Genomic DNA, 19631 nt, shown 5'->3' on the forward strand with positions numbered 1-19631 from the left:
AAAGATGCGCTACCGCACCACCATCGCCGGCCAGGTCTTCGCCTTCGACGACCTGAAGCAGGTCATGGCCGTGGCCAGCCCGGCGCGCTCGGGCGACTACCTGGCGGAAATCGGCGCGGCCACCGCGCAGCAGCGCATGGCGGCGCGCCACGTGCTGGCCGAAACGCCGCTCAGGCAGTTCCTGAGCGAAGCGCTGATTCCCTACGAGAGCGACAACATCACGCGTCTCATCATCGACACCCATGATGCGCAGGCCTTTGCGCCGGTGGCCCACCTCACGATCGGCGACTTCCGCAACTGGCTGCTTTCGGAACAGGCCACCACCGAAGCGCTGACGGCGCTGGCACCAGGCCTCACGCCCGAGATGGTGGCAGCCGTGTCCAAGCTCATGCGCAACCAGGACCTGGTGTCGGTCGCCAAAAAATGCAGCGTGGTCACGCGCTTTCGCGACACCATCGGCCTGCCCGGCCACCTGGCCGTGCGCCTGCAGCCCAACCACCCGACCGACGACCTGCGCGGCGTGGCGGCCTCCACGCTCGACGGGCTGCTCTACGGCGCGGGCGACGCGGTGATCGGCCTCAACCCGGTGTCCGACAGCATGCAGGTGCTCGGCCGCCTGCTGCACATGCTCGACGAGGTGATCCAGCGCTTCGAGATCCCCACCCAGAGCTGTGTGCTCACGCACGTGACCAACACGCTCAAGCTCGCGGAGGCCGGCGCGCCGGTGGACCTGGTGTTCCAGTCGATCGCGGGCACCGAGAAGGCGAACCTGTCCTTCGGCGTGACGCCCGAGCTGCTGGACGAAGCCTATGCCGCGGCACTGGCACTGAACCGGGGCACGGTCGGCAACAACGTGATGTATTTCGAGACCGGCCAGGGCAGCGCGCTGTCGGCCAATGCCAACTTCGGCGTCGACCAGCAGACCTGCGAGGTGCGCGCCTATGCGCTGGCGCGGCGCTACAAGCCGCTGCTCATCAACACAGTGGTCGGCTTCATCGGGCCTGAATACCTGTACGACGGCAAGCAGATCATCCGCGCCGGCCTCGAAGACCATTGCTGCGGCAAGCTGCTGGGCCTGCCCATCGGCTGCGACATCTGCTACACCAACCATGCCGAGGCCGACCAGGACGACATGGACAACCTGCTGGTGCTGCTGGGCACCGCGGGCATCAACTTCATCATGGGCATTCCGGGCGCCGACGACGTGATGCTCAACTACCAGAGCACCTCGTTCCACGACGCGCTGTTCCTGCGCCAGACGCTGGGCCTGAAGCGTGCCCCTGAGTTCGAGGCCTGGCTGCAGCGCATGCAGATCACCGATGCCGCGGGACAACTCGCGCCGCCTTCGGCCAACCGCCTGCTGGCGGACATGAGCGGGCTCGCCGCGCTCGCGCCATGAGCAAGGACGCCGTCACGCCGAATCCCTGGGCGCAATGGCGTTCGGCCACCCCCGCGCGCCTCGCGCTGGGCCGCGCCGGCGCCGGCATGCCGACCGACGAGACGCTGCGCTTCGGCTGGGCCCATGCGATGGCGCGCGATGCGATCCATGCGGCGCTCGACGTCGATGCACTCGAAGCCACGCTGCAACAACAGCATTGGCAGGTGATGCGGGCGCGCAGCCGCGCCGAAGACCGCACCACCTACCTGCGCCGCCCCGACCTCGGCCGCCAGCTCGACCCCGCGGATGCGCAGCGCCTGCGGACCGCCGCGAAAGGCGGTTGCGATGTGTGCCTTGTCATCGGCGACGGCCTTTCCTCGCTCGCCGTGGCGCGCCATGCCGCGCCGCTGCTGGCCGCGCTGCGCGCGCAGCTGCCGCCCGAGACGCGCTTCTCTCCCGTGGTCATCGCCACCCAGGCGCGCGTGGCGCTGGCCGACGAGGTCGGCGAGCTGTTCGGCGCCGCGCTCTCGGTGATGCTGATCGGCGAGCGCCCGGGGCTCAGCTCGCCGGACAGCCTCGGCATCTACCTGACCCATTCGCCCAAGCGCGGCCGCCACGACGCCGAGCGCAACTGCATCTCGAACGTGCGCCCCGAAGGCCTGCCCTGCGAAGCCGCCGCGTTCAAGCTGGCATGGCTGATGCGTGAGGCGTTACGCCGGGGGCTGACCGGCGTCGGGCTCAAGGACGAGAGCGATCTCGCGGTGCTCGAATCACGCCAGGCGACACCGCTGCCGCGCTGAGCGCCAAGCCCCTTGCCAAATTGTCACGAGCGTTCCGTACGCTCGCGGCCTGGTTCATCCCTGCACAAGTACAAGGTCAAAAACAATGCAACGCCGACTCGTCCTTCTCACCCCCCTGGCCGCGGCGCTCGTCGCCACCGGCTGCGCCAGCGTGCCTTCCCAGCGCCTGAACACCGGCCACTGGGACGCCTTCAACCGGGCGCAGATCGAAGGCCTGATCGCCAGCCTCGGCAAGGGAAGCCCGGGCTACAACGCGGCCAGGCCGCCCTATGTGGTTTTCGACTGGGACAACACCAGCGTGTTCCTCGACATCGAGGAAGCCTCGCTGATCTACCAGCTCGAGAACCTGGTATTCGGCGCCACGCCCGCGCAGCTCGAAGTGGCGCTGCGCAAGAACATTCCGAAGAAGGACTTTCTTCCCGCCTACAACAACGCGGCCGGCCAGAGCGTGAACATCGACCGCGTGGTGCCCGACATCGTGGCCAGCTACACTTGGCTCTACCAGAACTACAGCGGTCTCAAGGGCAGCCAGCCGCTGGCCGCGGTGAAGCTGAGCCCGCACTACATCGCCTTCACCACCAAGGTGCGCTTTCTCTACGAAGCCATCGGCGACACCTTCGACCACGACACCGCCTACCCCTGGGTCACCTACCTCTTCGCCGGCATGACCGAAGCCCAGGTGCGCAAGCTCACGGCCGCCACCGTGGCCTGGCAGCTGAAGGAGCCCGTGGCCAAGGTGAAATGGACCTCGCCGGCCGCGCTGCCGGGCCAGGCCGGCGTGGTCTCGGTCAGCTGGAAGAACGGCCTGCGGCTGCAGCCCGAGATGCAGGAGCTGTATGCCGCGTTCCGCAACGCAGGCTTCGACGTGTGGGTGTGCTCGGCCTCCTTCGTCGACGTGATCAAGGAGATTTCCTCGAACCCCGCCTTCGGCTACAACAACCCGCCCGAGCGCGTGCTGGCAATGGAGCTGGAGCGCGACGCCAACGGCGTGATCCAGCCCGAGTACCGCCACGGCTACGACCAGACCCAGGGCCCCGGCAAGACCAAGAACATCCAGCGCTTCCTGGTCAGCAAGTACGGCTACGGCCCGAGCTTCATTGCCGGCGACAGCGAGGGCGACCAGAACATGATGGCCGACTTCGCCGACACGAAGAAGGTGCTGATCGTGAACCGCCTGCGCGACCCCAAGACCGACATCGGCAAGTTCTCGGCCATGGCGGTGCAGAACTACGGCAAGCCCGACACGCGCTACCTGCTGCAGGGCCGCGACGACAACACCGGCCAGTGGGTGGCTTCGCAGCTGCACACGTCGCTGGGCGCAACCCAGGGCAAGGCACTGAAGTAGGCGGCAGGCCCGGCGGCGGGCAGTTGCCTATGATCCTGGCATTGCCACCCAGGAGACAGAACATGGCCGACCGCTACCCCCTCGCCGAGCTGAAAGACCTGCCGGAAGACATCCGCACCGCGATCCTCGCGGTGCAGGAAAAGGCCGGCTTCGTGCCCAACGTGTTCCTCGCGCTGGCGCGCCGCCCGGCCGAGTGGCGCGCCTTCTTCGCCTACCACGACGCGCTGATGCTGAAGGAGGAAGGTTCGCTCACCAAGGGCGACCGCGAGATGATCGTCACCACCACCAGCGCGGCCAACCGGTGCCTCTACTGCGTGGTGGCGCACGGCGCGCTGCTGCGCATCTACGAGAAGAAGCCGCTGGTGGCCGACCAGGTGGCGGTGAACTACCGCAAGGCCGACATCACGCCGCGCCAGCGCGCCATGCTCGACTTTGCGATGAAGGTCTGCGAACGCTCGCACGAAGTCGAGGACGCGGATTTCACCGCGCTGCACGCCCACGGCTTCGACGACGAGGACATCTGGGACATCGCCGCCATCACCGCCTTCTTCGGCCTGAGCAACCGCCTCGCGAGCTTCAGCGGCATGCAGCCGAACACCGAGTTCTTCCTGATGGGGCGGCTGCCGCGCGAGAAGAAATAGACCGCGCGGGGGTCAGGCCTTGCCCCGGCAGGACGCGAGCGCGTCCAGCGCGGGCTTGTAGGTGGGGTTGCTCACGTCCATCAGCCCCAGCACCGTGTGGTAAAGGTTGTCGTGCGTGAGCGGCGTGTCGAGCCCCGCCTCCATGCACGCGCGCGACAGCTTGCGGCGCTCGCTCATGCCGGCACCGAACCAGGTGACCATCGGCACGTGCTTCTGCGCCTCGGGTGCGAAGCTGTAGGGCACGCCATGCAGGAACAGGCCGTATTCGCCGAGCGACTCGCCATGGTCGCTCAGGTAGAGCAAGGCCGGGTCGTACTGGCTCGACTGCGCCTTGAGCCAGTCGATGGTCTGGCCCAGGAAATGGTCGGTCTGCGCGATCGAGTTGTCGTAGACGTTCTGCAGCTCCGCGTGGCCGCACTCGGCCAGCGCATTGGTCTTGCACTCGGGCAGGTAGCGCTTGACCTCCGGCGCCGAGCGCTTGTAGTAGGCCGGCCCGTGGCTGCCCATCTGGTGCATGACCAGCACCACGCCCTTCGCGCGGCGCTCGGCGGGCAGCGCGGCAATGCGCGCGTCCAGGCCTTTGAGCATGACGTCGTCCAGGCATTCCTCGCCGTCGCACAGCGCGCTCTTCTGCGCGGGCGAGAGGCTGTCGAAAGCCGAGGCATTGGGAATGCGCGTGCACACGTCCTTGCAGCCGGCCTGGTTGTCCAGCCACAGCACCGCCAGTCCGGCCGCCTGCAGCACGTCGACCAGGTTCTCGTAGTCGTCGCTGCGCGACTCGTAGCCCTGCTTGCCAAGCGGCGAGAACATGCACGGCACCGAGGCGAGCGTGTTGGTGCCGCACGAATGCACGTCGCGATAGCTCAGCACGCCGCGCGCCGCCAGCTCGGGCGTGGTGTTGCGTGCATAGCCGTTGAGGCCGAAGTGGTCGGCCCGCGCCGTCTCGCCCACCACCAGCACGAACATCGGCGGCCGCGCCTGGCCCGCGTAGCTCGCGCCCAGCGCCGTTCCGGCCGTGATGGGAATCAGCTTGCGGCTGCGCTTGAACATCGGCCTGATGACCACCGAGCCGGCCGAGTAGAGGCTCGCGACCGGGTTCATCATGTAGCGCAGGTGGACGTTGTTGCGCATCAGCGGCGCGAGCTGCCGGTTCATCGAGACCGCAGCCACCAGCGCCACGGCCACCGCAAGCAGCAGCAGCGCCGCGTTGCGCCAGAGCTTGGAGACGAAGCGCATCGGCACGATGCGCGCGCGCCAGAGCGCCAGCGCCGGCAGCAGCGCCACCAGCAGCACGTGGTAGGCCATGCGCCAGCTCATGAGGTCGCGCGCCTCGTTCGGGTCGGTCTGCAGCACGTTGGCGATCATGGTCGGGTCCATCACCACGCGGTACTCGAGCATGTAGTGCTGCACGAACGCGGCCAGCAGCACCACCGCGAACCACAAGGGCTTCATCCAGCGCGACCAGGCCGTGAAGGACAGCAGCGCGACCGTGGCGCACACCATGAGCACCGCCATGGCGGCGCTCGTGGGCAGGTAGGTGCTGGGTGCGCCGCCGATGCGCGCCAGTTCGTTCCAGAGCGGCCAGTTGGCGGCCACGGCAAGGTAGATGGCGAGCCAGACGACCACGCTCTGCGCCGAGCGTGGCCGCGCCAGCCAGAGGTCGATGTGCGCCCAGAGCGCACGTGCGGGCGCCAGGAAGGAAGCGCCGGACGCCGGCACGCCCACGTCCCGCCCCGGCGCGGGCTCGATTCTTGAAAATGACATCTACCGACTGTAAGAAGCGCAACTGAAGCCAGCCTGAATTGCGCGTTCAGCCGGCGTTCAGGTTCGCGCCCGCCTCGCCCTCAAGCGGGGCCGCATGAAGGCCCTGAGCGCCAGGTTGAGCGGCCGGCTCAGGCCGCGCTCCACCACGATCGACATCAGGGCGGCGAGCATCGCCCCCACGACCACGTCGAGCGGAAAGTGCAGTCCGAGGAACACGCGGCTCCACCCGACCACCGCGGCCACCGCCAGCGCGGCCAGCATGGGCGCGCGCCACGGCAGGCACCACAGCGAAAACGCCGCAGCGAAGGTGCAGGCGGCATGCAGGCTCGGAAAGCCCGGCCGCGCGCCCTGCGGCGCCCACTGGATTCCCAGGCCGTAGAAGGCGGGCCGCTGGAACGGCATGGCCGAGCGGAACACGTTCACGAAGAGCCAGACCGCCAGCACGCTGACCAGCGCGGTGAAGCAGGCATAGCGCAGGCGGCGGTCGAGCACCGCCGCGCCGATGATCGCGGTGGCCAGCAAGGCCGGCAGCACGTCGGAGGCAAAGCGCGCGAAATGGATGCTCCACGCCGGTGCCGCGGCACTGGCGTTGATCAGCGCGAACAGGGCGGCATCAAGGGCCTGCATGCAGCACAGCAGGTTCGGCTGCGGCCAACCGCAAAGCGCGAGGTGCGGCGGCCAGGTCGATGGCAAAGCCCACCACCCAGCAGATCCAGGCGGTCCAGAGCGTGTGGCTCATGTAGTGGGCCCCCCGCAGTTGCTGCGACAGGCCGAGCAGCAGCCCCGCGGCCAGCGACGCGCAGAGCCAGAGGATGGCCACGCGCGGCGATACCCGGCGCAGCACGAAATAGCCGCCCACATAGGCGAAGGCCGCTGAAGCGTGGCCCGCCGGGAAGCACCCGCCCGCGCCGCCGTCATAGACCTTCCATGCCCAGTGCGACACATGGCTGGCCGCGCCGCCGAATTCCTTCAGGTCCCAGGGGCAGCTCGTGTGGCTCGCATGCTTGAGCAGGCTGATGGCCACAACCGAGAGCAGCACGGTGAATGCCAGCTGCGCCCGGGCGCGAACCGGCAGCTGCCGCAGGACGCCGAGCGGCCAGCGGATGGCGGCGAACAGCGCGATCACGAACAGCCAGCTCAGGTCCTTCGCGCCCTCGTGCATCACATGCACCAGGAAGGCGTTGTCGCGCCACGGAAAGCCCACGGGGGTGCCCGCCAGGCGGGCCAGCGCGAGATCGCCTCCGGTGGCGTCCCACGCCAGCAGCAGGACCAATGCAAGGAAGGTCAGTGCTCCCAGGCGGAGATTCGAGGGATTTGGATGATTGGGGACACGCGTCATGAGAACAGAGAAACCAGCAAGCCTGAAAACCCCCAGAGCCTACGTTCGTGGCCTGAACCGAGCCTGAAGCGGCCCTGAACGGAAACTGACGCCGCCCGGCCCCGCGACAGTCGGCGCTAGACTGCGTTTTTTTTGAAAGACCCCATCGCGTGCGCATATTGCTCGTCGAAGATGACAGTGCGTTGGCAGACGCCGTCTGCAGCTACCTGGTTGCGAAGGCATTCGTGGTCGACGTGGCGTCCAGCCTCGCCGAGGCACGCGGTGCCCTGCTCTCGGTGCAGTACGCCGCCGTGCTGCTCGACCTGCACCTGGGCGACGGCGACGGCCTGTCGCTGCTGCCCCAGGTGCGCGCGCTGCGCGAGCCGCCCATCGTCATCGTGCTGACGGCGCGCGACCAGGTCACCGACCGCATCCGCGGGCTCGACGCCGGCGCCGACGACTACCTCATCAAGCCCTACGACCCGGCCGAACTGCTGGCCCGGCTGCGCGCGGTGGAGCGGCGGCGCAGCGCCGGCAGCTCGCCAGTGCTGCGCCTGGGAACACTGGAGATCGACCTGGCGCAGGACAGGGTCCGCAAGGACGGCAACCCGGTCGTCCTCACGCAGAAGGAATGGGCCCTGCTGCGCGTGATGGCCACACGGCCCGAGCGCATCCACACGCGCGAGAACCTGGCCGACGCGCTCTACGGCTTCGGCGACGAGGCCGACAGCAACACGCTCGAAGTGTTCATCAGCCGCCTGCGGCGCAAGCTGGGCAAGAACCACATCCAGACGCTGCGCGGCCTGGGCTACCGGCTGTCGACCTCGTCGGGCGACGACGAATGACCGCGGCACGCCCGAAGGACGACCGCGACACGCTGGCCGGCCGCCTGACGCGCACACTGATCCTCTGGGTCGGCGGCGTGTGGATGCTCTGCGTGCTGGCCGTGGTCTGGTACGTGGACCGCGAGATCAACCACAACTTCGACAACGAACTGGTCGAGGTCTCGCACCGCATGTTCGACATGGCGCTGCAAGAGCTCGGCAAGCTGCAGCATTCGGGCGCCACGCCGGACGCGCCGATGATCGCGCCCAAGCAATTGTTCTCGGAAGACGCTGTGATGTACCAGGTGGTGGACATCCACGAGCACGTGCTGCTGCGCTCGGCCGAGGCGCCCACCGATGCCTTCGACGTGCCGCTGGCCGCGGGCTTCGCCAACAACCAGACCTGGCGCATCTATACGGTGCGGCATCCCACGCTGGGCCTTTACTTCCAGGTGGCCGATCCGCTTGACGAGCGGCGCTCGGCGCTGAACCGCACGCTGTTCGGGCTGATCATTCCGCTGGGTGCCGTGCTGCCGCTGCTGGCGCTGGTGCTGCGCAGGGTGGCCCGCAACGAGCTGCGCGTGCTGCAGCAGCTCGCAGGCGAGATCGAGAAGCGCAGCGGCTCCGACCTGCGCCCCATCACGCTGCCCGGCCTGCCGTACGAACTGCGCGCGGTCGGCGACCACGTCAACAGCCTGCTGGAACGCCTGTCGCACTCGCTGGACGTCGAGCGCGCGCTGGCCGCCAACGCGGCGCACGAGTTGCGAACACCGCTGGCCGCCGCACGGCTGCGGCTGCAGACCGCGCTCGAGCACGACCTGCAGCGCAACGACGTGCAGGCGGCGCTCGATGCGCTGCAGATGCTCAGCCACCGCACCGAGAAGCTGCTGCAGCTCTCGCGCGCGGAATCGGCCGCCTCGCTCGCTCGCGCACGGGTCGACCTGGTGCAGCTGGCCGGTGCCGTGGCGCAGGACTTCTGGAACGACCCGCAGATCAGCGAGCGGCTCGCGCTCAAGGTGCCCGACGACGCCGCGCCGGTTGCCTCGGGCGACGTCGACGCGCTGGCGATCGCGCTGCGCAACCTGGTGGAAAACGCGCTGCGCTACGGCGGCAGCGGCCGCGTGGTGATCGAGGTGATGGCGCCCTGCACGCTCGCGGTGCGCGACTTCGGCGCGGGCGTCAGCGCCGCGCAGCTCGCCACGCTGCAGCAGCGCCATGTACGCCACAGCTCCGATCGCGCGGGCTACGGACTGGGGCTGTCGATCGTGGGCACGATCGTCGAGAAGCACGGCGCCAGGCTCGAACTGGCATCGCCCCCGCCCGGCGCCGCCCACGGCTTCGAGGCGCGCATCGTGCTGCGGCCGGCCTAGCGGCCAGGCCTACTCGCTCACCACCGCGCGCAGCCAGTCGGGCAAGGGCAGCGCCTTCTGCTTCGGAAAGTCGACCCAGATCGTGGTGGCCCCGCCGGCCGCGCAGATCACCTCGGGCGCCTCGGCGCGCGCCATGGTGGCCCAGCTCTCGAAGGTGGTGCGTGCCGGATCGCTCACGTACATCTTGAGCAGCACGTCGCCGGGATATTCGATCTGGCGGTAGAAATTGCAGAAGGCGTTGACGATCACCATGCCTTCGCCGCCCGGCGCGGGCTCGATGCCGAGCGAGCGGATCCAGTCGATGCGCGCAGTTTCGAGGTAGCGGAAGTAGGTGCCGTTGTTGAGGTGGCCCATGGCGTCCATGTCGCCCCAGCGGATGGGGATGGACATCTCGAACACGAACTTTTTCTTCTCGGGGATTTCGATTCTCATCGGTGGGCTTTGATGGAAAGGATCAGAGCGCGAACCCGTCGTCGGCCGCAATGACCGCGCCGTTCACGAAATGGCTCTGGCCGCTGGCCAGCAGCACGATCAGGCCGTCGAGATCTTCGGGCTTGCCCACGCGCTTGCGCGGCAGCATGTTCACGAGCTTGGCGCCGCCCTCGGAGGCCCAGTGGTCCTCGTTGAGCTCGGTCGTGATGTAGCCGGGGCACAGCGCATTCACGTTGATGCCGAAGCGGCCCCATTCGAGCGCCATGGCCTTGGTCATCTGAACCACCGCGGCCTTGCTCATGCAGTAGGTGCCGATCTGCGGCAGCACCTTGAGCGCCGCCACCGAGGCGATGTTGATGATGCGCCCGCCGATGTAGGTGCCGGGCGCCGAACCGTCGGCGCGTGCCAGCATGCGCTTGCCCACTTCCTGCGCGACGAAGAAGGAGCCCTTCACGTTGGTGTCGAAGATGTAGTCGTAGTCGTCCGGCGTAACGTCCGAAAGGCGCTGGGTGGTACTCACGCCCGAGTTGTTGACCAGGATGTCGATGGGTCCCACCTCGGTTTCGGCGCGCGCCACCGCGGCCTTGATGCTGCCGATGTCGGTGACGTCGAGCTCGACGGCGTGCGCGTCGCCGCCCTCACCCTCGATGCGGGCGCGCAGCTCCTTCAGTTTCTCGAGCCGGCGGCTCGCGAGCACCACTGCGGCGCCGGCGCGCGCCAGCGTCTTGGCAAACTGTGCGCCCAGTCCGCTGGAAGCGCCGGTGACGAAGGCCACGCGGCCCGAAAGATCGATGCTGTAAGCCATGAAAGGGGGTCCTGTTGAGCCGTTGCCGAGTCGCCGAGGCGACGCCCGGCACTCCACATAAAATGTTTCGCGCCCTCGAGGCGTCCGAGCCTCAAATCATTATCGACGAGACCCACATGACCCACGACGAAATCCTCGCCCAGTTCGGCCCCCGCGAATCCATGGAATACGACGTGGTCGTCGTCGGCGGCGGCCCGGCCGGCCTCTCGACCGCCATCCGGCTCAAGCAGTTGGCCGCCCACCATGAAAAGGAAATCTCGGTGGTGGTGCTCGAAAAGGGCTCCGAGCCCGGCGCGCACATCCTCTCGGGCGCCATCATGGACCCGCGCGCGCTCAACGAGCTGCTGCCCGACTGGAAGGAACTGGGCGCCCCGCTCAACCAGCCCGTCACCGACGACGCCATGGTGTTCCTCGGCGAGAAATCGGGCCTGCGCACGCCCAACCTCTTCCTGCCGGCCTGCTTCCAGAACCACGGCAACTACATCATCAGCCTGGGCGCCTTCACCAAGTGGCTCGCGCAGCAGGCCGAGAACATGGGGGTGGAGATCTTCCCGGGCTTCCCGGCGGCCGAGGTGCTCTACAACGAAAACGGCTCGGTGCGCGGCGTGGCCACCGGCAACATGGGCGTGGGCAAGGACGGCGAACCCACCGAGAACTTCCAGCTCGGCATGGAGCTGCTGGGCAAGTACACGGTGTTTGCCGAAGGCGCGCGCGGCCACCTGGGCCGCCAGCTGATCGCCAGATTCAAGCTCGACGAGGGCAAGGATCCGCAGACCTACGGCCTGGGCGTGAAGGAAGTGTGGGAGATCGACCCCAAGCGCCACCAGCCCGGCTTCGTGCTGCACACCGCCGGCTGGCCGATGAAGAGCGACACCTACGGCGGCGCCTTCCTCTACCACATGGAAGACAACAAGGTCACCATGGGCTTCATCACCGGCCTGGACTACAGCAACCCCTACCTGAGCCCGTTCGAGGAAATGCAGCGCTGGAAGCTGCACCCCAACATCCGCTGGTACCTCGAAGGCGACGAGGCCCAGGGCATCAAGCCCGCCAAGCGCATCGGCTACGGCGCGCGCGCCATCACGGCCGGCGGCCTGATGTCGCTGCCCAAGACGGTGTTCCCGGGCGGCGCGCTGGTCGGCTGCGAGGCCGGCTACCTCAACGTGAGCCGCATCAAGGGCAGCCACGCCGCCATCAAGACCGGCATGCTGGCCGCCGAAGCCGCCTTCGACGCGGTGCAGGCCGGCCGCCAGCACGACGAGCTCACGGCCTACCCGGCCGCCTTCGAGAAGAGCTGGCTCTACACCGAGCTGAACAAGGCGCGCAACTTCAAGGCCTGGTTCAAGAAGGGGCTGGGCATTGCCACCTTCATGAACGGCATCGAGCAGTGGCTGTTGAAGGGCCATATCCCATGGACGCTGCACCGCCACAAGCCCGACCACCTGTACCTCAAGCCCGCGGCGGAGTGCAAGCCCATCGCCTATCCGAAGCCGGACGGCAAGCTGACCTTCGACCGCCTCTCGAGCGTGTTCATCAGCAACACCAACCACGAGGAGCAGCAGCCGGCGCACCTGACGCTCAAGGACGCGTCGGTGCCGGTGAACATCAACCTCTCGAAGTTCGCGGGCCCCGAAAGCCGCTACTGCCCGGCCGGCGTGTACGAGTTCGTGCCCGACGAGGCCAGCGCGGGCAAGCAGCGCCTGCAGATCAACGCGCAGAACTGCGTGCACTGCAAGACCTGCGACATCAAGGACCCGACGCAGAACATCGTGTGGGTCACGCCTGAAGGGGGCGGCGGGCCGAATTACGTGGGGATGTGAGGCTTCTCTACCTTCTTGGAAGCCCTCTTCGGAGGGCTTTTTGCTTTTTGTTGGTTGTTGTGCGCTCTTGTTCGGGGTGCGTGCACAGGCCACGGCGCCGGTGTACCGCTGATCAACGACCGCTGCGCATAACGCTCCCGTCGGTGGGGTGCCTTGCGCAGCGAAATCAAGGAGGAGGCCGCAGGCCGGAGGACATTCGCGGAGCAAGGTACCCCGTCGGCGGGAGCGCACCCCCGCCGACAGAACGCACAGTTCAGCGCCCAGCTTCGCCCCACCCTCCCCCACCGGGTGTCTCGATCACGAACACGTCCCCCGGTGCCATCTGCACCTGTCCGATGTGATCCAACGTCTCGACCGTCCCATCGGCCCGTTCGACACGGTTGATGCCCACCGCACCAGCCTCCCCACCCGCACCGCCGAAGGCACCGTAGAGCCGGCCATTGCTGAGGATCGATGCCGTCATCGGCGCCAGGAAGCGCACGCGCCGCACGCCGCCGTCGCCGCCACGCCAGCGGCCCGCCCCACCCGAGCCGGTGCGCAGGCGGTAGCTGTCCAGGCGCACCGGGTAGCGGAATTCGAGCACCTCGGGGTCGGTCAGGCGCGAGTTGGTCATATGGGTCTGCACCACGCTCGTGCCATCGAAGCCCGGGCCCGCGCCCGAGCCGCCCGAGATGGTTTCGTAGTACTGGTGCTCGCCGTCGCCGAAGGTGAAGTTGTTCATGGTGCACTGGCTCGCGGCCATCACGCCGAGCGCGCCGTAGAGCGCATTGGTCACGCAGCTCGAGGTTTCGACGTTGCCCGCCACCACCGCGGCCGGCGGCAGCGGATTGAGCATGCAGCCGTCCGGCACGATCACCTCGATCGGCTTGAGGCAGCCCGCGTTGAGCGGGATGTCGTCGTCCACCAGCGTGCGGAACACGTACAGCACGGCCGCCATGGTGATGGCCCGCGGCGCATTGAAGTTGTTGGGCAGCTGCGCGCTGGTGCCGGTGAAGTCGACCGTGGCCGAGCGCGCAACGGCATCGACCGTGACCCGCACGCGGATCTGCGCGCCGTTGTCCAGCGGCAGCGTGAACTCGCCGTTCTTGAGCGCCGTGATGACGCGGCGCACCGATTCCTCGGCGTTGTCCTGCACGTGGGCCATGTAGGCGGCCACGGTCTCGCGGCCGAACTGCGCGACCATGGCCTGCAGCTCCTGCACACCCTTCTCGTTGGCGGCGATCTGCGCGCGCAGGTCGGCCAGGTTCTGCTCGATATTGCGTGAGGGATGCGCGCCGCTGACCAGCAGCGCGCGCAGCTCGGCCTCGCGCAGGCGGCCGCCTTCCACCAGCTTGAAGTTGTCGATCAGCACGCCCTCGTCGCCGATGGTGGCGGAGAACGGCGGCATCGAGCCCGGCGTGATGCCGCCCACGTCGGCATGGTGGCCGCGCGACGCCACGTAGAACGAGGGCCGCGCGTCGCCCGCCTCCAGGTACACCGGCGTGACCACCGTGATGTCGGGCAGGTGCGTGCCGCCGTGGTAGGGGTCGTTCAGCACGAAGACGTCGCCCGGCTTCATGCCGGGGTTGCCGTCGATCACCGTCTTGATCGACTCGCTCATCGAGCCCAGGTGCACCGGCATGTGCGGCGCATTGGCGATCAGCTTGCCCTGCACGTCGAACAACGCGCAGGAGAAGTCGAGTCGCTCCTTGATGTTGACTGAATAGGCCGTGTTCTGCAGCCGCAGGCCCATCTGCTCGGCAATGTTCATGAAGAGGTTGTTGAACACCTCGAGCATCACCGGGTCGGCGCTGGTGCCCAGGGCCTGCGCGGCCACGCGCGGGCGCACGCGGTGCAGCTCGATGCCGGCCGCGGTGGCGCGCGCCTGCCAGCCGGGCTCGATCACCGTGGTGGCATTGCGGCCCGCGAGGATGGCGGGGCCGTCGATGGAGGCGCCGGGCTTGAGCGCCGCCTCGTCGAACAGCGCGGCGCCGCGCCAGCCCGCGGCTTCTTCGTCGGCCTCGCAGTACATGCGCACGGCCGCCAGCGGCTCCGGTGCATGCGAGGCCGCTTCGGCCTGCGCGGCCTGCGCGGCCGGCGCCGCGGCGCGCTCGCCGGCGCCCACGGCTTCGACCGTCACGGCTTCGATCACGAGCGCCCGTTCGGCCATCAGGAAGGCGAAGCGGCGGCGATAGCCGGCTTCGAACTCTTCGCGCATCGCGGCAATCGCCTCGCCGGCCGAACCCGCCATGGGCAGCGCGCAGGCCAGCGCGGTGTCGGTGCCCTCGTAGCGCAGCTGCACGCGGTGCACCGTGGCAATGGCTGCATCGGCCACGCCCTGCTCGCGCAGTTCTCCTTTGGCCTGCGCCGCCAGCGAACCCGCCGCCTCGCGCGCCGCCGCCAGGCCTTGCGCATCGAGCCGGCGTTCCAGCGCGAGCTCGCGCATCGCGAGCTGGTCGGCCAGCCCCATGCCGAAGGCCGAGAGCACGCCCGCCAGCGGATGCAGGTAGACGCTGCGCATGCCCAGCGCATCGGCCACCAGGCAGGCGTGCTGGCCGCCGGCGCCGCCGAAGCACTGCAGCGTGTACTGCGTGACGTCGTAGCCGCGCGCCACCGAGATGCGCTTGATGGCGTTGGCCATGCTGGCCACGGCGATGCGCAGCGCGCCGCTCGCCACTTCCTCGGCGCTCACGGTGCGGCCCGTGGCTTCCGACATGCGGCGCGCCATGGCGTCGAAGCCGCGCCGCGCGGCCGCCAGGTCGAGCGGTTCATCGGCGTTGGGCCCGAACACACGCGGAAAGTGCGAAGGCTGGATCTTGCCGAGCAGCACGTTCGCATCGGTGGTGGTGAGCGGACCGCCGCGCCGGTAGCTGGCCGGCCCGGGGTTCGCGCCGGCCGACTCCGGCCCCACGCGCAGCCGCGCGCCGTCGAAGGCGATGACCGAGCCGCCGCCCGCGGCCACGGTGTGGATGCTCATCATCGGCGCGCGCATGCGCACGCCGGCCACCTGGGTTTCGAAGGAGCGCTCGAACTCGCCGGCGTAATGCGAGACGTCGGTGGAAGTGCCGCCCATGTCGAAACCGATCACGCGCGGATGGCCGGCATCGAGCGCGGTGCGCACCATGCCGACGATACCGCCGGCCGGGCCCGAGAGAATCGCGTCCTTGCCCTGGAAGCGGTCGGCCTGCGTGAGCCCGCCCGAGCTCTGCATGAAGAACAGCGGCACGCCAGGCATCTGGCGCGACACCTGCTCCACGTAGCGCCGCAGGATCGGGCTCAGGTAGGCGTCGACCACCGTGGTGTCGCCGCGCGGCACCAGCTTCATGAGCGGGCTTGTCTTGTGCGAGACCGACACCTGCGTGAAGCCGATGGCGAGCGCGATGCGCTCGGCCGCCAACTCGTGCGCGGTGTGGCGCCAGCCGTGCATGAAGACGATGGCGCAGGCGCGCAGGCCGGCATCGAAGGCCTCCTGCAGTTCGGCGCGCAATGCGTCCTCGTCGAGCGGCTGCACGACGCCACCCTGCGCATCCATGCGCTCGCCGGCCTCGATCACGCGCTCGTAGAGCAGCTCCGGCAGCACGATGCGGCGGTCGAACAGCCGCGGACGCGCCTGCGTGGCGATGCGCAGCGCATCGCGAAAACCCGCCGTGGTGACCAGCACCGTCGGCTCACCCTTGCGCTCCAGCAGTGCGTTGGTGGCCACCGTGGTGCCCATCTTCACGCACTCGACGCGCTCGGGGGTCACGGCCTCGCCGGGCGCGAGCTTCAGCAGGCGGCGGATGCCTTCGACGGCGGCGTCCTTGTACTGCTCGGGGTTCTCGGACAGCAGCTTGAGCGTGTGCAGGCCGCCCTCGGGGTCGCGGCCGACCAGGTCGGTGAAGGTGCCGCCGCGGTCGATCCAGAACTGCCAGCGGGACGGGAGAAGGGAATGCGTGGTCATGGGAAAGGAAGAGTCTTCGCAAAAAAGGAATGGCGGTCCGGATCAGTTCTGCCGCAGGTCGCGTCCGCGCGTCTCGGGCAGGCACAGCGCCACGATCACCACCATGGCGTAGGCCACAGCGGCGCACACGCCGATGGCCGTGCCCAGCGAAAGATGCATGCGGTCGCTCAGCACGCCGACCAGCGCCGGAAAGGTGGCGCCGATGCCGCGGCCGAAGTTGTAGCAAAAGCCTTGCCCGGATCCGCGCAGCTCATTGGGGAAGAGCTCGGCCAGGAAGGCGCCTGCGCCGCTGAAGATGCCCGACATGAAGAAGCCGAGCGGAAAGCCGAGCAGCAGCATCAGGCCGTCGGTGATGGGCAGCAGCGTGTAGGCATAGACCAGCGATCCGGCGCCCACCGCGAACAGGATGAAGGCGCGGCGGCGCCCGAGCCGGTCCGACAGGTAGGCGCCGCACAGGTAGCCGATGAAGGCGCCGATGATGAACATGAACTGGTAGCCGCCCGAACCCAGCACTGTGAGATGGCGCTCGTTCTTGAGGAAGGTGGGCAGCCAGACGCCGATCGCGTAATAGCCGCCCTGCATGCCGGTGAACAGCAGGCTCGCGAGCACCGTGGTGCCCAGCATGCCGGGCTTGAAGATCGCGAGGAAATTGCCGCTGCGCTCGCCGCGCGCCACCGCGGCGCGGCTCTGCACGTAGATTTCCGGGTCGCGGATCGAACGACGGATGAACACGATCAAAAGCGCCGGCAGCAGGCCCAGCATGAACATCGCGCGCCACGAATACTCCGGCGGCAGGAACGAGAACAGCGCCATCGACACCAGCACCGCCGCGCCCCAGCCCACGGCCCAGCTGCTCTGCACCAACCCCACCGCCTTGCCCCGGTAGGCAGGCCGGATCATCTCGGCGATGAGCACCGAGCCCACCGCCCATTCGCCGCCGAAACCCAGGCCCTGCAGCGTGCGGGCGACCAGCAACTGCTCGGGTGTCTGCGCGAGGCCGCAGGCAAAGGTGAAGATCGCGAACACCAGGATGGTGAGCTGCAGGATGCGCACGCGGCCATACCTGTCGGCCAGGATGCCGGCCACCCAGCCGCCGATGGCCGAGGCCACCAGCGTGGCGGTACCGATCAGGCCCACCTCGGTCTTGCTCATGCCCCACAGCGACAGCAGGATGGGCGTGACCAGCGGCAGCGTGTAGTAGTCGAAGGCATCGACCGCGTAGCCGCTGAAGGATGCGGCGAGCGTGCGTTTCTCGTTGGGGTTGAGCGTGCGCAGCCAGCTGCCTTCGGCTTGGGTGGCGTCACCCGCCTGGGCGGCGTCGAGGGTGGTTTTCATGGTTTTGTCTCCAGGTATGAATGGGTGAAAACGGCGGAGCTAGAACGCGGCCAGGCTGTGATGCAGCAGATCGGTCACCAACATCGAGCCCGGCGCGTGCGTGATGGCGAACGGCAGGCGGGCGGCGGCCAGCGCGGCCTGGGGCGTGACGCCGCAGGCCCAGAACACGGGCAGCTCATCGGGCATCACCTCGACCGCGTCGCCGTAGTCGGGATCGCCGATCGAGCGGATGCCGATCAGCGCCGGGTTGCCGATGTGCACCGGCGCGCCGTGCACGGCCGGAAAGCGCGAGGTGATCTGCACCGCGCGAATGGCATCGGCCGCGCGCAGCGGGCGCATCGACACCACCATCGGCCCATGGAAGGCACCGGCCGGCGTGGTGGCCACCGAGGTGCGGTACATCGCCACGTTGCGGCCCTGCGCCACGTGACGAAGCACGATGCCTTCGGCCATCAGCGCATGCTCGAAGGTGAAGGAGCAGCCGATGACGAAGCTCACCAGGTCGTCGCTCCAGAGCGCGCGCACGTCGGTGGGTTCGTCCGCCAGGATGCCGTCACGCCACACGCGGTAGCGCGGCAGGTCGGTGCGGATGTCGATGTCCTCGCCGAGCGCCGGCAGCGCCGGGTCACCGGCTTCCGAGACGCCGAGCAAGGGGCACGGCTTGGGGTTGGCCTGGCAGAAGCGCAGGAAGTCGGCCGCATGTGCCCGCGGCAGGATCACGAGGTTGCCCTGCACATGGGCGCTCGCGAGCCCGCTGGTGTGGGAGCTCAGCGCGCCGCTGCGGCAGGCTTGGCGCACGGCCAGCGCGCTGCTGCCTGCGCCGGGCTGTTCTGCGAAGGATGGACGGTTCGACATTTGGCGTTCTCGATGCCCGAGGCATCGCTGTGGTGTGATGCGCCGGATTGTGGGAATCCGCGCTCACGAACGCCAACGCAAAGTTTCTTTCTCAACTCATCGATTTTTTCGATGACCCCATGCGGTGCGAGGCATGCACCACGGCGGAGCCCAGCGCGGCCTCCGGCAGCGGAGACGAGGGGTCGTCGCGGTAGCTCGCGTAGATGGGCAGCGGCTCCAGCGTCACGTCACAAGGCAGCACGCGCAGCGGCAGGCGCCGCGCCAGCGGCTCGACCACCGCGCGCGGCAGCGCGGCCACGCCGAAGCCCGCCTCCACCAGCTGCGCCATCGCCGAGATCGACGAGATCGCATGCACGCGCGGCGGCGGGCTGCCGGCTTCGCGGAACAGCTCGAGCAGCGCCACGTGCGGCTGCGATCCGCGCTGGAAGGTCAGCAGGTCGAGCGACAGCAGGTCCGGCAGGCGGTAGCGCCGCTTCAGGTGCAGCTCGCGGTGGCCGACGAAGCACATGGGCATCGGCGGCACGGCGCGGGTGCGCACGCCGTCCCCGGCGGCCGGCAGCGCGGCAAACACCAGGTCCTGCTTGCCGCGCTGCAACTGGTCGACCAGCACCGGCGTGGTTTCGACGGTGAGCTCCAGCTCGAAGTCCGGATGCGTCGCCTGCATGTGCTTGAGCCAGCCGGTCAGCCAACTGTGCACCACCGATTCGATGGCGCCCACGCGCAGCACGGCCTCGCGCACCGTGCCCGAGCCCATCTCGGCCTTGATGTGCATCTGCATCTCGAGCAGCTTCTGCGCGAAGGCATGGAAGCGCTGCCCCGCCACCGTGAGGCGGAACTGCTTGTCGCGCCGGTCGAGCAGCAGCACGCCCAGCTCGCGTTCGAGCGCGGCGATGCGGCTGGACAGCGCCGACTGCGTGAGGTGCAGCTTCTCGGCCGCACGGGTGACACTCTTGAGCGCCACGGCCCAATGGAAGGCTTCGACGAATCGCAGGTTCATGGTGCAAGTGTCGCCTGAGCCGCGCCCT

The 19631-nt window shown here is 68.5% G+C and carries 16 protein-coding genes; 7 read left to right on the top strand and 9 right to left on the bottom strand.

Features of this window, described 5'->3' with window-relative positions:
* The first annotated feature begins 4 nt into the window (after positions 1–4).
* From ACAM54_RS16035 to ACAM54_RS16050, 4 genes are all read left to right on the top strand, one after another.
* Positions 5–1399: an ethanolamine ammonia-lyase subunit EutB gene (locus tag ACAM54_RS16035; RefSeq protein ID WP_369648220.1), complete on the top strand. Its 1395-nt coding sequence runs from the start codon at positions 5–7 to the stop codon at positions 1397–1399.
* Positions 1396–2178, top strand: coding sequence for an ethanolamine ammonia-lyase subunit EutC (gene eutC / locus ACAM54_RS16040; protein ID WP_369648221.1), 783 nt, complete (start codon positions 1396–1398; stop codon positions 2176–2178). The genes ACAM54_RS16035 and eutC overlap by 4 nt, the downstream gene beginning before the upstream one ends.
* An 85-nt stretch (positions 2179–2263) precedes the next feature.
* Entirely contained in the window at positions 2264–3523 is a 1260-nt protein-coding gene (locus ACAM54_RS16045; RefSeq protein ID WP_369648222.1) for a haloacid dehalogenase-like hydrolase, read from the top strand.
* A 62-nt stretch (positions 3524–3585) separates the two neighbouring features.
* A complete protein-coding gene (locus ACAM54_RS16050) occupies positions 3586–4164 on the top strand; it encodes a peroxidase-related enzyme (RefSeq protein ID WP_369648223.1) in 579 nt (192 codons plus the stop codon).
* Positions 4165–4176: 12 nt separating this feature from the next.
* Here the strand turns inward: ACAM54_RS16050 and ACAM54_RS16055 are convergent, their stop codons facing one another.
* Genes ACAM54_RS16055 through ACAM54_RS16065 form a run of 3 tightly spaced genes read right to left on the bottom strand, consistent with a single transcriptional unit; the run spans position 4177 to position 7267 of the window.
* On the bottom strand, positions 4177–5928 hold the full coding sequence (locus ACAM54_RS16055; RefSeq protein ID WP_369648224.1) for a phosphoethanolamine transferase: 1752 nt from the start codon (positions 5926–5928) through the stop codon (positions 4177–4179).
* Between the two features lie 57 nt (positions 5929–5985).
* Complete coding sequence (locus ACAM54_RS16060) at positions 5986–6555, bottom strand: phosphatase PAP2 family protein (RefSeq protein WP_369648225.1); 570 nt, start codon at positions 6553–6555, stop codon at positions 5986–5988.
* Positions 6542–7267 (bottom strand): phosphatase PAP2 family protein, encoded by a 726-nt coding sequence (locus tag ACAM54_RS16065; protein ID WP_369648226.1) that lies wholly within the window; start codon positions 7265–7267, stop codon positions 6542–6544. The genes ACAM54_RS16060 and ACAM54_RS16065 overlap by 14 nt, the downstream gene beginning before the upstream one ends.
* A 149-nt stretch (positions 7268–7416) precedes the next feature.
* Between ACAM54_RS16065 and ACAM54_RS16070 the strand changes: the two genes are divergently transcribed.
* Both ACAM54_RS16070 and ACAM54_RS16075 read left to right on the top strand, forming a co-directional pair.
* A complete protein-coding gene (locus ACAM54_RS16070; RefSeq protein WP_145744667.1) occupies positions 7417–8091 on the top strand; it encodes a response regulator transcription factor in 675 nt (224 codons plus the stop codon).
* Positions 8088–9440, top strand: a complete 1353-nt coding sequence (locus ACAM54_RS16075; RefSeq protein WP_145744666.1) for a HAMP domain-containing sensor histidine kinase — start codon at positions 8088–8090, stop codon at positions 9438–9440. Before ACAM54_RS16070 ends, ACAM54_RS16075 begins: the two co-directional genes overlap by 4 nt.
* Before the next feature lie 9 nt (positions 9441–9449).
* On the opposite strand, the gene ACAM54_RS16080 is transcribed toward ACAM54_RS16075, so the two are convergent.
* Together ACAM54_RS16080 and ACAM54_RS16085 are read right to left on the bottom strand one after the other, a co-directional pair.
* Positions 9450–9872 carry a thioesterase family protein gene (locus tag ACAM54_RS16080; protein ID WP_012748385.1) on the bottom strand — a complete coding sequence of 141 codons (423 nt, stop codon included), beginning with the start codon at positions 9870–9872 and terminating at the stop codon, positions 9450–9452.
* Between the two features lie 22 nt (positions 9873–9894).
* Complete coding sequence (locus tag ACAM54_RS16085) at positions 9895–10677, bottom strand: SDR family oxidoreductase (RefSeq protein ID WP_307698050.1); 783 nt, start codon at positions 10675–10677, stop codon at positions 9895–9897.
* A 116-nt stretch (positions 10678–10793) separates the two neighbouring features.
* Here ACAM54_RS16085 and ACAM54_RS16090 point away from each other — a divergent pair, with 116 nt between their 5' ends.
* Entirely contained in the window at positions 10794–12497 is a 1704-nt protein-coding gene (locus ACAM54_RS16090) for an electron transfer flavoprotein-ubiquinone oxidoreductase (RefSeq protein ID WP_145744660.1), read from the top strand.
* Between the two features lie 253 nt (positions 12498–12750).
* On the opposite strand, the gene ACAM54_RS16095 is transcribed toward ACAM54_RS16090, so the two are convergent.
* The 4 genes from ACAM54_RS16095 to ACAM54_RS16110 all read right to left on the bottom strand — a co-directional run bounded on the left by ACAM54_RS16095 (position 12751) and on the right by ACAM54_RS16110 (position 19603).
* On the bottom strand, positions 12751–16416 hold the full coding sequence (locus tag ACAM54_RS16095) for a hydantoinase B/oxoprolinase family protein (protein ID WP_369648227.1): 3666 nt from the start codon (positions 16414–16416) through the stop codon (positions 12751–12753).
* A 42-nt stretch (positions 16417–16458) separates the two neighbouring features.
* Positions 16459–17751, bottom strand: coding sequence for an MFS transporter (locus ACAM54_RS16100; protein ID WP_369648228.1), 1293 nt, complete (start codon positions 17749–17751; stop codon positions 16459–16461).
* A 39-nt stretch (positions 17752–17790) separates the two neighbouring features.
* Positions 17791–18606 carry a putative hydro-lyase gene (locus ACAM54_RS16105; RefSeq protein ID WP_369648229.1) on the bottom strand — a complete coding sequence of 272 codons (816 nt, stop codon included), beginning with the start codon at positions 18604–18606 and terminating at the stop codon, positions 17791–17793.
* A 91-nt stretch (positions 18607–18697) separates the two neighbouring features.
* Entirely contained in the window at positions 18698–19603 is a 906-nt protein-coding gene (locus ACAM54_RS16110) for a LysR family transcriptional regulator (RefSeq protein ID WP_145744656.1), read from the bottom strand.
* Between the last annotated feature and the right edge of the window lie 28 nt (positions 19604–19631).

This window comes from Variovorax sp. V93 (genome assembly GCF_041154485.1).
GTDB lineage: Bacteria > Pseudomonadota > Gammaproteobacteria > Burkholderiales > Burkholderiaceae_C > Variovorax > Variovorax beijingensis_A.

Bases quoted from the DNA above. Each gene is read 5' to 3' on its own strand.
- ACAM54_RS16035 (WP_369648220.1), top strand. From the start codon at position 5: ATGCGCTACCGCACCACCATCGCCGGCCAGGTCTTCGCCTTCGACGAC.
- eutC (WP_369648221.1), top strand. From the start codon at position 1,396: ATGAGCAAGGACGCCGTCACGCCGAATCCCTGGGCGCAATGGCGTTCG.
- ACAM54_RS16045 (WP_369648222.1), top strand. From the start codon at position 2,264: ATGCAACGCCGACTCGTCCTTCTCACCCCCCTGGCCGCGGCGCTCGTC.
- ACAM54_RS16050 (WP_369648223.1), top strand. From the start codon at position 3,586: ATGGCCGACCGCTACCCCCTCGCCGAGCTGAAAGACCTGCCGGAAGAC.
- ACAM54_RS16055 (WP_369648224.1), bottom strand. From the start codon at position 5,928: ATGTCATTTTCAAGAATCGAGCCCGCGCCGGGGCGGGACGTGGGCGTG.
- ACAM54_RS16060 (WP_369648225.1), bottom strand. From the start codon at position 6,555: ATGCAGGCCCTTGATGCCGCCCTGTTCGCGCTGATCAACGCCAGTGCC.
- ACAM54_RS16065 (WP_369648226.1), bottom strand. From the start codon at position 7,267: ATGACGCGTGTCCCCAATCATCCAAATCCCTCGAATCTCCGCCTGGGA.
- ACAM54_RS16075 (WP_145744666.1), top strand. From the start codon at position 8,088: ATGACCGCGGCACGCCCGAAGGACGACCGCGACACGCTGGCCGGCCGC.
- ACAM54_RS16080 (WP_012748385.1), bottom strand. From the start codon at position 9,872: ATGAGAATCGAAATCCCCGAGAAGAAAAAGTTCGTGTTCGAGATGTCC.
- ACAM54_RS16085 (WP_307698050.1), bottom strand. From the start codon at position 10,677: ATGGCTTACAGCATCGATCTTTCGGGCCGCGTGGCCTTCGTCACCGGC.
- ACAM54_RS16090 (WP_145744660.1), top strand. From the start codon at position 10,794: ATGACCCACGACGAAATCCTCGCCCAGTTCGGCCCCCGCGAATCCATG.
- ACAM54_RS16095 (WP_369648227.1), bottom strand. From the start codon at position 16,416: ATGACCACGCATTCCCTTCTCCCGTCCCGCTGGCAGTTCTGGATCGAC.
- ACAM54_RS16100 (WP_369648228.1), bottom strand. From the start codon at position 17,751: ATGAAAACCACCCTCGACGCCGCCCAGGCGGGTGACGCCACCCAAGCC.
- ACAM54_RS16105 (WP_369648229.1), bottom strand. From the start codon at position 18,606: ATGTCGAACCGTCCATCCTTCGCAGAACAGCCCGGCGCAGGCAGCAGC.
- ACAM54_RS16110 (WP_145744656.1), bottom strand. From the start codon at position 19,603: ATGAACCTGCGATTCGTCGAAGCCTTCCATTGGGCCGTGGCGCTCAAG.